This is a genomic window from Traorella sp. mt218, assembly GCF_055420025.1.
The window spans coordinates 1-16,056 of sequence record NZ_JBVAYM010000014.1; the positions used below are offsets into that span (position 1 = coordinate 1).

The 16,056-nt window shown below is 38.2% G+C and carries 14 protein-coding genes and 1 other RNA gene; 3 read left to right on the forward strand and 12 right to left on the reverse strand.

The genetic code is table 11. From position 1 onward, the window contains the following. Nucleotides 1-2: 2 nt before the first annotated feature. The 10 genes from ACZYT3_RS08135 to licT all read right to left on the reverse strand — a co-directional run bounded on the left by ACZYT3_RS08135 (nt 3) and on the right by licT (nt 11,200). A complete protein-coding gene (locus ACZYT3_RS08135) occupies nt 3-1,529 on the reverse strand; it encodes a PepSY domain-containing protein (RefSeq protein WP_464088281.1) in 1,527 nt (508 codons plus the stop codon). Between the two features lie 11 nt (nt 1,530-1,540). Next, a complete protein-coding gene (locus ACZYT3_RS08140; protein ID WP_464088282.1) occupies nt 1,541-2,095 on the reverse strand; it encodes an RNA polymerase sigma factor in 555 nt (184 codons plus the stop codon). 314 nt (nt 2,096-2,409) lie between these two features. Then, nucleotides 2,410-2,788, reverse strand: a transfer-messenger RNA (tmRNA) gene (ssrA, locus tag ACZYT3_RS08145). Nucleotides 2,789-2,805: 17 nt separating this feature from the next. Further along, entirely contained in the window at nt 2,806-3,258 is a 453-nt protein-coding gene (gene smpB / locus ACZYT3_RS08150) for an SsrA-binding protein SmpB (RefSeq protein ID WP_464088283.1), read from the reverse strand. Between the two features lie 14 nt (nt 3,259-3,272). Next, nucleotides 3,273-4,418: a CapA family protein gene (locus ACZYT3_RS08155; RefSeq protein ID WP_464088284.1), complete on the reverse strand. Its 1,146-nt coding sequence runs from the start codon at nt 4,416-4,418 to the stop codon at nt 3,273-3,275. A gap of 2 nt (nt 4,419-4,420) precedes the next feature. Further along, nucleotides 4,421-6,508: a ribonuclease R gene (rnr, locus tag ACZYT3_RS08160; protein ID WP_464088285.1), complete on the reverse strand. Its 2,088-nt coding sequence runs from the start codon at nt 6,506-6,508 to the stop codon at nt 4,421-4,423. 42 nt (nt 6,509-6,550) lie between these two features. After that, the gene (gene secG / locus ACZYT3_RS08165; RefSeq protein ID WP_294561854.1) at nt 6,551-6,772 is read right to left on the reverse strand and encodes a preprotein translocase subunit SecG; all 222 of its coding nucleotides are present in this window, start codon (nt 6,770-6,772) and stop codon (nt 6,551-6,553) included. 222 nt (nt 6,773-6,994) lie between these two features. After that, nucleotides 6,995-8,428, reverse strand: coding sequence for a glycoside hydrolase family 1 protein (locus ACZYT3_RS08170; RefSeq protein WP_464088286.1), 1,434 nt, complete (start codon nt 8,426-8,428; stop codon nt 6,995-6,997). Nucleotides 8,429-8,445: 17 nt separating this feature from the next. Further along, entirely contained in the window at nt 8,446-10,320 is a 1,875-nt protein-coding gene (locus tag ACZYT3_RS08175) for a beta-glucoside-specific PTS transporter subunit IIABC (RefSeq protein WP_464088287.1), read from the reverse strand. Nucleotides 10,321-10,330: 10 nt separating this feature from the next. Beyond that, the gene (gene licT / locus ACZYT3_RS08180; RefSeq protein ID WP_294561851.1) at nt 10,331-11,200 is read right to left on the reverse strand and encodes a BglG family transcription antiterminator LicT; all 870 of its coding nucleotides are present in this window, start codon (nt 11,198-11,200) and stop codon (nt 10,331-10,333) included. A gap of 497 nt (nt 11,201-11,697) precedes the next feature. Here licT and ACZYT3_RS08185 point away from each other — a divergent pair, with 497 nt between their 5' ends. The 3 genes from ACZYT3_RS08185 (at nt 11,698) to ACZYT3_RS08195 (ending at nt 14,452) form a co-directional block, all read left to right on the forward strand. Beyond that, nucleotides 11,698-12,117, forward strand: coding sequence for a MarR family winged helix-turn-helix transcriptional regulator (locus ACZYT3_RS08185; RefSeq protein WP_294561850.1), 420 nt, complete (start codon nt 11,698-11,700; stop codon nt 12,115-12,117). Nucleotides 12,118-12,251: 134 nt separating this feature from the next. Next, nucleotides 12,252-13,748: a DUF1538 domain-containing protein gene (locus ACZYT3_RS08190; RefSeq protein ID WP_464088288.1), complete on the forward strand. Its 1,497-nt coding sequence runs from the start codon at nt 12,252-12,254 to the stop codon at nt 13,746-13,748. Beyond that, a complete protein-coding gene (locus ACZYT3_RS08195) occupies nt 13,745-14,452 on the forward strand; it encodes a hypothetical protein (protein ID WP_464088289.1) in 708 nt (235 codons plus the stop codon). The genes ACZYT3_RS08190 and ACZYT3_RS08195 overlap by 4 nt, the downstream gene beginning before the upstream one ends. 48 nt (nt 14,453-14,500) lie before the next feature. Here ACZYT3_RS08195 and ACZYT3_RS08200 read toward each other — a convergent pair whose 3' ends face one another. Beyond that, entirely contained in the window at nt 14,501-15,505 is a 1,005-nt protein-coding gene (locus ACZYT3_RS08200; RefSeq protein WP_464088290.1) for a hypothetical protein, read from the reverse strand. Next, nucleotides 15,502-15,990, reverse strand: a complete 489-nt coding sequence (locus tag ACZYT3_RS08205; RefSeq protein ID WP_464088291.1) for an RNA polymerase sigma factor — start codon at nt 15,988-15,990, stop codon at nt 15,502-15,504. The genes ACZYT3_RS08200 and ACZYT3_RS08205 overlap by 4 nt, the downstream gene beginning before the upstream one ends. Nucleotides 15,991-16,056 lie beyond the last annotated feature (66 nt).

Genomic DNA, 16,056 nt, shown 5'->3' on the forward strand with positions numbered 1-16,056 from the left:
ATTTAATCATCATATTCTTTTTTAGACTGAATGATAGCACCTGTCGTTCCATTGACCTCATATTCATATTCATAATTACCTGACTTAAAGTCAATCTCATAAATGACTGTACCATTCTCATGATCTCTTTCAATATCAAAGTCTCTTATCTGACTTTCTGAAAGACCTGCATGCTGTAAAGCAATCTGCTTCGCCTGATCGGCTGTCACAGATGTTGTCTGAGATGAACTTCCTGATGAACTGTTGTTTGATGTTTGAGAGCTGCTTCCTGATGATGTCGATCCGGAATAGTTTCCATTATATTCCTCATCTTTTTCTGCTTTGATGATTTCACCACTTAAAGCATTGATCTCATAATCATATTCAATATTTCCCGCATAAAATTCAATCTCATAAACAATATTTCCGTCATCCCGGTCCATTTCGATCCAGTAATAGGAAAGTACACTTTCTGTTACATTAGCATTTTCCAATGCAATCTGTTTTGCTTTTGCTTCACCAATATAGGATGAATTTGAAGGGATATTATTTCCACCTGTCGACTGCGTAGGGGTTGTTTTCTGTTCCGATTTCACATGCATTACCTCACCACTCAGGGCATTGATATCGTAATCATATTCCGTACCATTCGCATAAAATTCAACCTCATAGACCATCGTACCCATTTCATAATCCAGTTTCACATTACAATAACTGGTATTGGCTTCTGAAACATTCGCATGCTGCAATGCGATCTGTTTCGCCTGTTCATTGCCAATATAATTCTTATCACTGGCTGAACCTGTTGATGTAATATTGCTCACATTATGATCATTGATCAATAAATTGAGTTCATTGATCGAAAGCTTCGACAGATTTTCAAACGTATATAGCGGATTCATCGAAAGGATTTGCTGGATCAGCTGGGCCTTTCCCATCGTAATGCCATATTCATTCGCAAGATTTCTCAGCTCCTGATCCTCAGTGATGCTCTGGCTCAATACCGCGCCACTAAAGTTATTTGTCGTGATAAACTGACTGATCTCATCGCTCAAGAGCTGCTGAAGCTGGGCTGCTTTTTCCGGATCATTGTTTTCAACACTGATCAGTATCGAATTAGCCAGATCGCTCAGATAACCGTTACGGATCATGGAACCGATCAAAGCATTTACAGCTACATCCAAATCACTGCCCTTAAGATCCATGTCACCGATCACAGTGATCGCATCATCATTGAGCGGTATCACTTCCAATATACGATCCTGACTGTTGACCTTGAGCTCAATGCTTGGGTTTACATCAAAGGCAATGGTAGATACAGCCTTATAATTCATTTCATAATAATTAAAACCAAATATTCCCGCAGCTATGATCAAAGCCATGGCCGCAAGTGCCAATCCTTTAAACAAAGGTGTTCTGTTCTTCTTTTCCATCATGACCACATTCCCTTTCTGAGTTTCGCAATCAGAGAGTATAGAGTCGATAATATCCGGAGCAGTAATATGAGAATACGCCTTTTTTATTTTCTTTTCTACTTCACGATTATTCATTTTTTTCTCTCCTACTCTAAGCATGCTTTCAACTTCTTTAATGCACGGTGGTATTTTGAAAGAACCGTTGATAACGGCAGCTTCATGATCTGTGAAATCTCACGATGTTTAAATCCGCTCACCGCATGCAGATAAACAATTTGATGTTCTTCATCCGAAAGATTCTTCATGCAATCCTTCAGAACGATCATATCTTCAGCCGAAACATCGTTTTTATCGGCAATATCCTGCTCCCAATTTTCATAAGGATAATCCGCATTCTTCTTACGTTCCCGTATCTTTAATAAACATAGATTTCTGGCAATTGCCATGATCCATGCCAAGGGGCGCCCACCGGAACGATAATTTTGAGTTGCCGAATAAATGCTGACATAACAGTCATGCAGGATATCTTCCGCATCATGAGAGTTTTTCAAAATAGAAAGAATAAATCCATATACAGCAGCACTTGTCATAGAATATAAATCTGCTAAGGCATTTTTATTTCCATTTGCAATTTCTTTAAGATACTGATCTAAGACAATATCATCAATATCCGTGCTGACTGACTGATTCAACAAAATCATACTTCCTTTATCCTTTCATAATATTATTACATTAGCATTCATTTTTATTGCATCATTTTTTATATTTTTATCATTTTTTTAAGATAACATAGATATCAATAGCAATATCCTGCTTTATAAGCATCTGATTCTTTTTCATCTGCAATCTTAAATATAATGATATTTTTTGTCGATAGATACCTGTCGACCCTGATATTACATTATTTAAAATAAATGATTTGATCATAAAAGTCAATTTTTTTGCTTAAATCACAGGTTTTGAAATGATTTTAAGCTGAAAAAAAGTGCCTGCTTCAGGCACGATTTGTTAAATTTGGTGGAGCTGGCGAGAGTCGAACTCGCGTCCAGAAACAGTCCCACGTATAGACATCTACAATTTAGTTCATGCTCGATAATCAGCAGGTAATGATGAACAAACTCCTTACTGATGTGTCTGATTTAAATTTCGATAATGCTCCATCAGACAAAAACATTACCTATCCTTTATTTCTGACACCCTGCTTATTCCTAAAGGAGAAAAATAAGAGGACGGCTGCGAACCAGTATTTAGGTTAATTAAGCAGCGAAAGCAACTTCACGGTTTCCACCGAAGAAGTTAGCAAATTTGTTTCCGTTTATTTTTAATAGCTTTAACGTTAGCCACACGATTGCCGTCTATACCAAACATATCCCTGTCGAAACCATGACAGCCCCATGTTTCAGGTGAATGATCACCTGTAGTTTTTCATTGCTTTTTCAATTTCACGCTTTGCCGTCTTTTCCTTTTCACTATTACGCTTATCATGAAGATCTTTACCTTTCGCCAAGGCAATCTCCATTTTCGCATGACCGTTATGAAGATACATGCTAAGAGGTACTACGGTATATCCTTTAAGCTTTACCTTATCCGTAAGCTTTCTGATTTCATCACGATGAAGCAGAAGCTTTCTTTCCCTGGTTTCATCATGATTAAAGATATTTCCGTATTCATAAGGTGAAATATGCATTTCCTTGATAAAGGCCTCGCCATTCACAAAGCTGACATAGCTGTCTTTCAGCTGCACATGTCCTTTACGAACCGATTTGATCTCCGTTCCTTTTAAAACGATACCGGCTTCATAACGATCTTCGATAAAATATTCATGATATGCTTTTCGATTTTCAGCTATTGTTTTCTTTGCCATGACTCACCACCTTCTTAATACACGATTTCAAATTTGTCATTCATGACTTCTTCTGTTTTGTCGATAAAATACTGACGAGTAACACCTAAGCGATGCTGTGATGCCAAATCATCCGTATAATCCTTCAACAGATATACCCGATAATCTCTTGTACCGGCCGTATAATCACCATTTGAAATATGATTCACGACAGGATACCATTTTACATTCTCCACTGTGATCTCTCCTGTATTGCCATCCTTTCGGATATCAAAGGAAGCACAGCCTCCCAGCATATTGAAGGGTTCATCCTGTGAAGAAAGGAAATTACCTAAGCTATAGATTACCAAGGTCCGATTGCCATCCTTGCCTTCTACCCAATCCATCGGCTGAATGACATGCGGATGCTCGCCTATGATGACATCAACGCCTAAGTCTGCCATATACTGGGCTAATTCCTGCTGCTCGGCATTCGGTGTCGTCGAATATTCGTCACCCCAATGCATGCTGACAAGGATCGAGTCACAGGTTCCCTTTAGACGTTCCACATCTTCTTTGATCCTTTCCTTGGAATAAAGATTGACCAGATATTCCTTGCCCTCCGGTATCTCAATACCATTGGTACCATAAGTATAACCTAAAACGCCAAATTTTACACCATTTCTTTCAATATATTTATTCGTTTGCTGTTCCTCAAAGCTGCGATTCAAACCTGTCGTTACGATATCCGGATACTGATCCCAGAAATTCAGATCCGATATGATCCCTGCTTCAAACTTATCCATCGAATGATTGGAACAGCTGGCAATCCAGTCAAAGCCGGCATTAGCCACTGCTTCTCCAATTTCATGAGGGGAATTAAACATCGGATAATGAGATAATCCTAATTCAGTTCCGCCTAAGATCGTTTCCTGATTGATATAGGCAACATCCTTCGATTCGACAAAATATTTGATTTCTGAATAAATATCATCAAATTCATAAGCTCCATATTTCGCATAGGCATTCATATAGATGGCAGCATGGATCAGATTGTCACCAACTGCCATGAAAGAAACAACGCTGTCCTCTTTTTCTTCAACAACAGGTTCTGTCGGTGTTTCTGTTGATGGTTCCTGAGGTTCTTGCGCAGCACAGCCTATAAGAAGAAACATACTTAACAAAACAAACAGCTTTTTCATTCTTACCCCCTGATCAGCTCAAAATCCACCTGTTTTTTAAACCGGCTGGCAGCCGTACATTTTACCTTGACCTTCTGTCCCATCGCATATCTTTTCTTTGTCCTCATTCCAAGCAAGCTGCGGGATGCATCATCATAGATATAATGATCATCATTCAGAACAGATATATGTACCAGCCCTTCTACCGTATTCTCTAATTCCACAAAAAAGCCAAACTTGGTAACACCGCTGATCATCCCTTCATATTTGTCACCAATATGATTTTCCATATATTCAGCTTTTTTCATATCATCGACATCTCTTTCACATTCAATCGCTTTTCTTTCCTGAATGCTTGACTGCAAGGCAGCCTTTTCAACCCATTGCTCATCTTTTTTCATGACCTTTTCCGTTGGCATCTTACCAAAGCAATATTTTCTCAACATCCGATGAACCACTAAGTCGGGATAACGACGAATCGGTGATGTGAAATGTGTATATTCTTTTAAAGCTAAACCAAAATGTCCCAGACACTTTGCATCATATTTGGCCTTCGCCATGCAACGTAACAGCGATGTCGAAATAATCGAATATTCTTCTTTTTGTTTGGCTTCCTTTAAAAGCTTCTGACACTGCATCGGCTTCACATTTAAGATATTCCCTTTAAATTTAAGATGGGCAAGCTGAGCAATATGTACAAATTCTTTCATCTTCTTTGGATCCGGCTGTTCATGGATACGATACATTGCCGGAATTTCCAGCCATTTCATATGAGTCGCAACGACTTCATTAGCCTGGATCATGAAATCTTCAATGATCCGCTCACTTTCACCACGTTCACGAAGCAAAACATCGACGGCTCTTCCTTTTTTATCTAATAGGATCTTACCTTCTTTAGTATCAAAATCAATACATCCCAGGCTTTCTCTGCGTTTACGAATGATCTGACTCAGCTTCATCATATCATCGACCATTTCTAAAAGATGGGCATATTTATGACACATTTTTTCATCCCGATGAATGATCTTATTGACATTGGTATAGGTCATTCTTTCTTTGGATCTGATAAAGGAAGGGAAAATGCGATAATTCATTACTTCACCCTTCAAATCGATATCCATGACACAGGAAATCGTACATCTTTCAACATCCGGATTCAACGAACAGATCCCGTTGCTTAAGAATTGAGGCAGCATCGGTACGACACGGTCACAGACATAAATGGAAGTACCTCTTTCATAAGCGGCCTTATCCAAGGCACTTTTTTCCTGTACATAATGGGAAACATCTGCGATATGAACACCTAAGCGATAGCCATTCTCAAGCTTATCGATGCTGATGGCATCATCAAAATCACGTGAATCATCGCCATCGATCGTAATGATCAGCTGATCTGTCAGATCTTCACGACCTTTTTTATCTTTTTCCGTAATATGATCGGCAATCTTATCTACTTCCTTCATGACCTCATCACTAAATTCAATATCAACATCATGTTCCAAAAGAAGCGAAGTGATGTCAACACCCGGATCATACTTATAACCGATGATCTTTTCGATCTCAGCTTCCAATGGCTCATACTTTGTAATCTTAACAAGTACCTTCGTGTCATTGACAAGCTTGAAATCATGAAAATTCAAAATATGGATACGCTGTGAAACAAGTGGACTGTCAGGAAGAAACTTTGGCGAACGATTTTCTGCTTTTTTGATCGTTCCGACCAAATGCTTCAAACTGTGCTGCAGTACCTTGACGATCTTACATTCCGGCTGTTCATTTTCTTTGTGAATAAATTGGGCTAATACCTCATCCCCATTCATCAGCTTTCCTACATCGGCAACATAGCAGTGAATTTCATCATTTTCCACAAAACCGAATCCTTTTGGATGCACCTTCAGGATACCTTTAAAATAACCGACTTTCTCTGCCAGATAGATCTTATCTTTTATCTCAATGAAGGTCAGATCTTCAATCCCTTCATTATAGTCTTTCATAAAAGCTGTAAACTCTTGGGCATTGCTTAAATCAAACATTTCCTTCAGTTCATCCAGCGTCTTTCCTTTATACTTTGAAGACATCATGGTATCTATCAGTAATTTTTTATAGTCCATTGCTTCACCTCCTTCTAATAAAATAAAAAGACCTGTGCGGTCTTATTGGAATCTCATAATAATCACAAGAACGAAGAACAATATTCCAACGAGCATCGTCAGATTGGAAATCATCTTTTCAGGACCTCTTTCCTTTACATTGGCAAACAGGTTCAAACCTTCAGATCCTGTAAAAGCTCCTGATAATCCATCATTCTTCCCGCTTTGCATTAAAGAGAGAATTATCAATGCGACCGATACAACCATTAAAACAATTCGCAGCATTTATAAATCCTCCTTTCTTTGGCTTTATTATTCTAACACAAACAAATGCAAGTTACAACTATAAATATTTTGGAATACATTTTTACCCGATATCACGTTCCATCTCATTCTTAAATAACTGATTTTAAGTATGCCCATCATTTATGAAAAAAAGCCATCATCGTCATTATAACGTGATGGCTCACATAATATTTTCATTCTTTATCGTGTCTGCTGACAAAATTATTTACATGTCTTTTTTGTGTCATGTAAACTCTCTCCATTTGTTGATATCACATCACGATACCAGTTAAATGATTTTTTGCGATAACGATTCAGCGTACCGCTGCCATCGCTATTCAGATCAACATAAACAAAGCCATAGCGCTTGCTGATTTCAGCCGTCGAACAGGAAATCAGATCGATACAGCCCCAGCTTGTATATCCCATAAGCTCAACACCGTCTTTAATGGCTTCCTCTGCCTGAAGCAAATGCTGTTTCATATATTCGATACGATAATCATCTTCAACAGTATAGCTTCCCTTGCCATCTTCAACAAGGACATCTTTGGCACCTAATCCGTTTTCTACGATGAACAATGGTTTCTGATAGCGATCATAAAGCTTGTTAAGCGTATAGCGCAGCCCTTGCGGATCGATCTGCCATCCCCATTCGCTGGCCTCATTATAAGGATTACGCTTGAGATCACGTGTCATGTTTGATTTTGTAGGCTCTCCTGCCGTAGGATCGGCAGAGATACAATTGCTGGAATAATAGCTTAATGATATAAAATCTACTGTATGCTTCAGATCCTCGATATCCTGCGGTTCGATTTGTAATTGAACACCCTTTTCCTCAAATAAGCGTTTCGTATAAGATGGATAATAGCCTCGAGCCTGCACATCTGAGAAAAGATAAGAACCACGGTCATAAAGCATCTTCGCAATGATATCATTCGGTCTTGGAGAAAGCGGATAGACCGTTACCCCCAAAATCATGCATCCGATCTTCGCATCCGGTATCATCTCATGACAAAGCTTTACGGCACGAGCAGAGGCAACCAATTCATGATGGATTGCCTGATACAATTCCTGATTTGTCAGCTGCTCCTTAGGCAAATCGATCGCACCGCTCATAAATGGGGCATGTAAGATCGAATTAATTTCATTAAATGTGATCCATAACTTTACTTTATTCTTATAACGGTCAAAGATTACCTTACAGTAATGAAGATAGAAATCAATCAATTTACGATTGCTCCAGCCATGATATGCCTTAGCTAAATGAAGCGGTGTTTCATAGTGGGATATAGTCACTAACGGCTGGATACCGTACTTCAGGCATTCATCAAATACATCATCATAAAACTGTAATCCTTTTTCATTTGGTTTTTCTTCATCGCCATTCGGAAAGATACGACTCCATGCAATCGACAAGCGAAAGACCTTAAAGCCCATTTCTGCGAAAAGTCTGATATCTTCCTTATAGCGATGATAAAAATCAATACCCTTTAATTTAAGATTATCCGGGGTAGGCTCATCTGTTGGTTCACTCATCAGTCCGTGTGGAAGCACATCCTGAATATCTAATCCTTTGCCATCCTCATTATAGGCTCCTTCACACTGATTGGCAGCAACTGCACCGCCCCATAAAAAATCTTTTGGAAATTCTGACATATGTACCTCCCAGTATATTAAGCTTCCAAGGTCATCCAGGCATCCTGTGCCTGAATTTCTCCTGTTTTAGCACTGATTTCTTTATAATCATCAGGATTGGCGATAATGATCGGCGTAATTGGATCATATCCTTCCTTGCATATCATATCCAGATCAAATTCACCCAGCAGATCTCCCTTTTTAACCTGATCTCCTTCTTTTGCATGAATATGAAAATACTTTCCTTCCAGCTTGACCGTATCTAATCCAATATGAATGATGATCTGAGCCTGATGTGATGAAACCATCGTAAGAGCATGACCTGTTCGGAACACTGTCATGATCTTACCGTCACACGGAGCATAAAGCTTTCCTTCTGATGGAATGATTGCTGCTCCTTTACCCATGATTTCATTCGCAAAGGTCGGGTCGTTCACTTCCTGCAGGTTAACTGCCTTTCCATTTAATGGCGCATAAAGGATCTCTGAAGCATCAATTGCTTTTTCTGTGATTTCCTCTTGCTCTGTTTTTTGTGAAACCGGTTCTTCTTCCTCTTTTTTCGGACGATTCAGCACATAAGATACGATAAACGAAACAACAAATGCGATAAGGGCTCCTGCACAGGCTAAATAGAAGTTGCTCATCGGAGCCTCTAATCCGATATAGCTTGGCAGTGTCAGCAATCCCGGTAATCCGCCAGAGAAATTTTTGACATTAAGAATTCCCATGAAGAAGCCACCGACAGCACCACCGATCGAAGAAGCAATCATATTTGTCTTATATTTCATGGTAATTGAGAAAAGCACCGGTTCGGTTATTCCAAAAACAGCTGTCAGACCATTTGCCCATGACATTTCCTTTACCACTTTATCCTTGCTTCGCAGTGACAATGCCAAAGCAGCTGCACCCTGGGCAATATTTGATGCTAATTGACCCGGATAGATGAAAGTATCAAATCCAAAGGTCATACGATTATTGATACCGATGCTGGTCAAGGCATGATGAGTTCCTGTCATAACTAAATAAGGCAATACTGCACCGATAATGGTCGGAACGAGCCAGTTTGCATATGAGTTGATCGTTTTAACCAGATCACCGATCCAGCTGGCAATGATATAGCCAACAGGTCCTAAGACACAGAGCGTTACGATACCGCTCACCAAGATCGTTAATAAAGGACGTGTGAAAAATTTAACTGCCTTAGGTGAAATCCGATCTGCGATCGGTTCTACCTTGCTCATGAACCAAACCCCTAAAATGATCGGAATAACTGAAGAAGAATAATTAGCAGCATAAATCGGCAGTCCAAAAATACTGATTGCCTCACCGCCATCCTTTGCGACATTCACCAAAGAAACAAAATTAGGATGCAGCAGGATACCACCCAGCATCATGGCCAGCATTGGTGAACACCCGAATTTTATGGCCGCACTGTTAGCTAAAAAGATCGGCAGGAAATAGAAAGTTGAATCAGCCATGAAATTGATGACCTGATATGTCATCGATTCACTGCTTACCCATCCAAATGCGATTAGGATCGCCAGCACTGCCTTCAACATACCGGCAGCCGTCAAAGGCATAAGAATAGGTGTAAAGATACCTGTCAGCGTATCGATCAAACGATCGCTCCACTTCATTTTTTCTGTTGATTTTACAGGTTGCTCCTTATCTCCCATTAATTTTGATAAGGCATTGAATACATTTGGCACATCTGTTCCGATGATGATCTGATATTGTCCTCCTTTTTTCACAATACCACTGACACCTTCCAAGGCTTCAATTGCAGCATCATCTGCCTTTGATTCATCTTTAAGATTAAAACGTAATCTTGTCAAGCAGTTAGTAACAGCGACCACATTGTCACTGCCGCCAACCAATCGCAAAATATCTTTGCTTAATTTCTGATAATCCATGGTTCCTCCTTTAATCATTTGATTCTTCTTTATTTACCCTTGCCTTGCGATCACTCAGCACGCGATGGATATGTACTGCCAAATAGATCATTTCCTCGTCACTTACTTCATAGTCAAAGGTCTTTTGTATATAAGTCCTGATCTTTTTTGTACATTCATATTCATCCGCAAAATTGATGATCATTTTCGCAATGAATTTTTCATCGGAACTGCTTAAGCGCTGCTGGTTGATGACCCTGTCCGCAAAATACCGAAGATGTACAAGCAGCCGTTCATATGCCAAACTGTCCGGACTTAACTCTAAAGAATAGTGATACTTGATGATATTTAAGATCGCTTGTATCATTTCTACAGACTGTTGTACATAATTGACATTATCTGTATCTACTTCTGCTTCTACAAGATGAATGGCAATATATCCGGCCTCATCTTCAGGAAATTTGATTCCCAGCTGTCGCTCAACGATATTCAGAGCTTCTGTTCCTATTAAAAATTCAGTAGGATAAAAACGTTTGATTTCATAGAGAAGCTTATTTTTTAATGGAATACCCTTTTCAATTCGCTCTAAAGCAAAGTCAATGTGATCGATCAGAGAAATGTAAATATTATCACTTAATTTTTTATCCAATATGCTGAATGCATAATCGATGACCATATTGGCTACCTGCAAATGACTTAAAGGAATATCTTTTACCAGCTGTGTAAAATGATCAGAGCGAATAGGATCACTGATCTTATAAACCTTTTCGATTTTCTGAGCATCGATCTCATCGCCCGGATGCTGCTGATATCCCAGTCCGCGTCCCATAACGATACAATCCTTGCCTTGTTCATCACAACTATACACCAAATTGTTATTAATGACCTTTTTTACCTGCATTCCTGATCTCCTTTCTTATTGACCATACAAAAAGGCTATACGAAAACTAACCTCTGTATGAAATCAGTTCTCGGTATAGCCTGCATTACCAGTAACAACCCTTGAAACATTTCTAATAATACTAAAACGCTTACAGTTTGTCAACTATTTTTATCTATTATTTTTATCTATTATTTTTATCTATTGAAAATTGTGTATCTATGAAAATTGTGAATCCCGGCAACCCCAATAAATGAAAAAACAATCATGATATCAGTCCGCAAAATATGAATAAGTGATCATAAAACGTCACGATTCATCAATGAAATAAGAAAGCATCCATACACAGTTCCATAAAAGTACCTGCAAATTATATGAATAGGTCCGTATCTTCTTTCTAATATCCTGTTTAATCGATATTTTCTGTATTTCAAGGATAAATTTCATATGCCTTGACATATGAGGCTCTTTCACGTTATAATTTAGCTAACAACGTTAGTAAAATCAAGGAGATCTATATGAATTATAAGGAAATGGCTCTTGACCTTTTAAAGACCAGAATTGATTTTCTTCATGTGCCTGTCAGTCAAAAGCTTTCAAATTTCATCAAAGGCGAATACTTTGTCTTAAATTATTTGCTTACCCATGACTCCCAAGCACATCCAAAGGAATTGAATCGTGAAATGGCAGTCAGCTCTGCAAGGATCGCAGCCTTATTGAATCACATGGAAGAAAAAGGATTAGTGATTCGCCATGATGACGCCACAGACAATCGTCAGGTCATTGTCAGTCTTACTGAAAAAGGAAATGCATTGATCGAAGAAAAGAAAGCTGAGCTCCTTCAAAATGTGATTCAGCTTCTGGAATACCTGGGTCCTGAGGATGCGCAAAACTATATCAGGATTCAGAAGAAGATCATACACGGTTTCGCAAAGTAATTCTTTATAGGCATGCTTTGCCTTTCATTTTACACAATTACCTAACAATGTTAGCAATTGTGCTCACTGATTTATACTGGCACGAAAGGAGGAATACTATTATTTCTATCAACGAGAAATTAAAAGAAAAAATTTTGGAATCTCTTTTCAGTGTATTGCCAATCACATGTATCGTTCTTTTGATCAGCATGATTCTGGTTCCTATGGAAATCGGTACACTGGCACTGTTTTTAATGGGCGCACTGCTTTTAACGATCGGAATGGGATTTTTCCAGCTGGGTGCTGAAACGACCATGACGATATTGGGACAGGGCATCGGCGGCTGGATGATCAAGCGGAAAAACATCTATTTGGTCATCATCGTCAGTTTTTTGGTTGGTGCGATCATTACTGTTTCAGAGCCTGACCTGCAGGTGCTTGCAGCACAGGTGGCATCTATTCCCAATATGGTTCTTATATGGACGGTCGCTTTAGGTGTGGGTATCTTTTTGGTCATTGCCGTATTGAGAATCTTATTCAGAATCTCTTTAAAAAGAATTCTTACACTTCTTTATATTGCCCTCTTTCTATTATCCTTTTTTTCACCGGATGCATTTACGGCCGTGGCTTTTGACTCCGGAGGGGTTACTACCGGGCCGATGACAGTACCCTTCATCATGGCCATCGGTGTCGGACTATCCGCTTCCAGAAGCGATGCAGAGGGTGTCAGCGACAGCTTTGGTCTGATAGCCTTCTGTAGTATCGGACCGATCTTAATGGTATTATTATTAGGCATGATCTATCATCCAAGCGAAGCTGTTTACAATGCCGTGGAAATCGTTCCGATCATTACCTCACAGGACGTCATGGTTCAATTTCTGCAAGCATTGCCACAATACAGCCATGAAGTCTTGATCAGCATCTTGCCTATCATAGCTGTTTTCATCATTTTTCAATTAATTGCAAAACAATACAGCAAACGTCAGGTCATACGTATGAGCATCGGTTTTATCTATACGATCATCGGACTGATATTATTTCTGACAGGAGTCAATGTCGGTTTTGCACCTGTGGGCAATCTGCTTGGAAGCTCGCTGGCAGCTACTGATTATTCTTGGATATTGATTCCGATCGGTATGGTCATCGGCTATTATATCGTAAAAGCTGAGCCTGCGGTTCAAGTGTTGAATAATCAGGTCGAAGAAATTACCGCCGGAAGCATTTCAGCGAATGCCATGAATCTTTGCTTATCGATCGGTGTTGCCTTTGCCGTCGGGCTTGCGATGGTAAGGGTGTTAACAGGAATCAATATTTATTATATCCTTATTCCCGGTTATATCATTGCTCTGACATTAAGTCATTTTGTAGAAAATGTATTTGTGGGCATCGCTTTTGATTCAGGAGGCGTTGCCAGCGGTGCCATGACGACGACCTTCCTTTTGCCAATGGCCATGGGTGCCTGTCTGTCCGCAGGAGGAGATGTCGTAAAAGATGCTTTCGGTGTTGTGGCCATGGTAGCGATGACTCCTTTGATCGCCATTCAGATCATGGGCTTTATCTATGGCAGAAAAGCTAAAAAATTGGAGGCATTGCCTGTGGAAGAAGTATCAGATGATATCGTATTATTAGAAGATGAGGAGATAAGTGAATGATATATAAAGAAAAAGAACTCCATCAGCGAATGCTTTTAATGATCACCCATGCTGATGATGAGCATAAATTAGAAAAAGCATTACATGAGCTGCACATTCCTATCTTTTATCAATGCTATGGAAAAGGAACAGCAACCTCTGAGATCCTCGATATGTGGGGACTAAGCGGAACGAAACGTATCATTACCGTATGTCTGATGCCAGAACTCTTTTCCTACAAAATTCTTTTCAAGATCAGTCAGATCATGGCTTTTCAAAAGAAGGGAAAAGGTGTTGCCGTCACCATTCCAGTCACGGGTATGCAGGATGGCATCCGTCATTTGCTTGATACACAAGACATTCCTATCATTTCAGATATAAAGGAAGGAGAAATCATCATGAAAGATAAAATAGAATATTCCGTAATTCTGACAGCTGTCAATCATGGATATAGCGAGGATGTCGTTCATGCTGCGAAAAGCGCCGGTGCCAAAGGCGGTACACTTTTAAAAGGACGTCGTTTTGGTTCGGACGAAGTCGTTCGTTTTTTAAGAATTACCATGCTTGAAGAACAGGAAATGGTATTGATCATTGTTCCACAGAATAAAAAATCAGCAATCATGTCCGCCATATCTCATGAATGCGGTATGAAGACACCGGCACGGGGAATTGTCATTGCACTTCCTGTCGAAGAAGTGGCCGGATTAGAAGAATTAGCAGAGTAATCTGTATTAAAAAGTCCTATGCTTTATATTCTGCATAGGATTTTTTTATTATTTTTCAAAAGAAGAATATTTCACATCATGAATATTTACATAAAGCGTATTATCATCATTCATCATTTCCATGATTTCATCTTTTGATGCAAACGCAACATATCCTTGTATTTCAACCTTCTTATCATCCACCTTTTCTTTTTCGTTTTCAAGCAACGCTATAATCTCTTCCTCATTAACCGTCTTTAAGAAATCTTTGTGATTCAAAAGAATATTTAAAAATGTTTCATAATGAGCATATAACACATCTGAAGAATAATCAGTAATCGAATAAAATGGATAAAATTCATTTAGACGCTCATCAAATAAAGGTGTTAATAAAGAAAAACCAGCAGCAACATGTTCATCAAAATAACTTAATGCATATATAACATCAGCTTTTATCTGCCATTCATTTAAAGAAATCGGCGTTTTATATAAAACATAGCATTCAAAGATACTTGTATCCGGCAAAAGCAGAATTTCTTCTATAATATCAGTTTTATTTTTTTCATAAGATGACAACTGATCTTCCGAATTTATGAATGATACATATTTAAATTTTGAAAATAATTCATTTTTTGAATTAGAAAGCAAATAAGACTTATTATTCCCTATTTCAATTCCTTCAAAAATTCTGTACAAATTCCCTGAAAGCTCATATTTTCCAAACCCTAAATCACTGACCTCTGCGCTGCCATCGTAATAATATCCAGGATAAAAAACATAAGCATACGTTTGAAGCAAGAAATTTTGAAAATAGCCATAACTCGATCCTTCTAAATCATCATATAAATAAGAATAAAGAGAAAAAGGTTCTACTATTGTTTCTCTATAAGGATCATACTGTACAGATTTCGTAAAATAGTTTACTCCATAATATCCACCTGTTATTACTATGACAGTTATTAAAATTAAAGATATGACCTTTTTATAAATCCTTTTATTAATTGAAATCGTTATTTTTTTCCCAATATTTTCTTCATGAAGTTCAAGCAAATCATCAAACTTTCTATCATTCATAACCATCCCTCCTTTTCTGCCAACTCTTTTAAATGTTTTTTTGTGCGATAACGAATTGTCCGTACTGCATCAACAGATAAATGTAAATATTCTGCGATTTCTTTATCGTTAAGTTCAAATTGAATTTGAAGTAAAATGATACTTTGAGAAGGCTCTTTCAATTCATAAATCTTACTATACATCCATCGTTTACGATCATCATGAATGATATTTTTTAAAATTTCATAAGTATTTCCTATAGATTCTATGGGATAATCAACATATCTTTTTTTCTTTTTATATTCATTGATAAAAAGATTTTTTAATACGACTAACAACCAATTTTTAATATTTCCTGAATTTTCTTCATAGCTTAAAAATGCTTTAATGAAAGTTTCAGATACTAAATCTTCTGCATCGTGAATATGGTGGGTCAATGAATAAGCATACAAAAATAATGAGTAATAATATTTATGATAAATCATTTCAAGTATATCTTTCCTCATTTCCTGTATCCTTTCATTTATATAACAATTATCTCATAAAAAAATGACAAATTTTATAAAAAAAGC

What these genes read in the sequence shown, in the direction of transcription:
- secG (WP_294561854.1), bottom strand. Translation starts at nt 6,772, where the DNA reads ATGCTGCGAATTGTTTTAATGGTTGTATCGGTCGCATTGATAATTCTC.
- ACZYT3_RS08200 (WP_464088290.1), bottom strand. Translation starts at nt 15,505, where the DNA reads ATGAATGATAGAAAGTTTGATGATTTGCTTGAACTTCATGAAGAAAAT.
- ACZYT3_RS08185 (WP_294561850.1), top strand. Translation starts at nt 11,698, where the DNA reads ATGAATTATAAGGAAATGGCTCTTGACCTTTTAAAGACCAGAATTGAT.
- licT (WP_294561851.1), bottom strand. Translation starts at nt 11,200, where the DNA reads ATGCAGGTAAAAAAGGTCATTAATAACAATTTGGTGTATAGTTGTGAT.
- ACZYT3_RS08135 (WP_464088281.1), bottom strand. Translation starts at nt 1,529, where the DNA reads ATGAATAATCGTGAAGTAGAAAAGAAAATAAAAAAGGCGTATTCTCAT.
- ACZYT3_RS08195 (WP_464088289.1), top strand. Translation starts at nt 13,745, where the DNA reads ATGATATATAAAGAAAAAGAACTCCATCAGCGAATGCTTTTAATGATC.
- ACZYT3_RS08175 (WP_464088287.1), bottom strand. Translation starts at nt 10,320, where the DNA reads ATGGATTATCAGAAATTAAGCAAAGATATTTTGCGATTGGTTGGCGGC.
- smpB (WP_464088283.1), bottom strand. Translation starts at nt 3,258, where the DNA reads ATGGCAAAGAAAACAATAGCTGAAAATCGAAAAGCATATCATGAATAT.
- ACZYT3_RS08140 (WP_464088282.1), bottom strand. Translation starts at nt 2,095, where the DNA reads ATGATTTTGTTGAATCAGTCAGTCAGCACGGATATTGATGATATTGTC.
- ACZYT3_RS08205 (WP_464088291.1), bottom strand. Translation starts at nt 15,990, where the DNA reads ATGAGGAAAGATATACTTGAAATGATTTATCATAAATATTATTACTCA.
- ACZYT3_RS08170 (WP_464088286.1), bottom strand. Translation starts at nt 8,428, where the DNA reads ATGTCAGAATTTCCAAAAGATTTTTTATGGGGCGGTGCAGTTGCTGCC.
- ACZYT3_RS08155 (WP_464088284.1), bottom strand. Translation starts at nt 4,418, where the DNA reads ATGAAAAAGCTGTTTGTTTTGTTAAGTATGTTTCTTCTTATAGGCTGT.
- rnr (WP_464088285.1), bottom strand. Translation starts at nt 6,508, where the DNA reads ATGGACTATAAAAAATTACTGATAGATACCATGATGTCTTCAAAGTAT.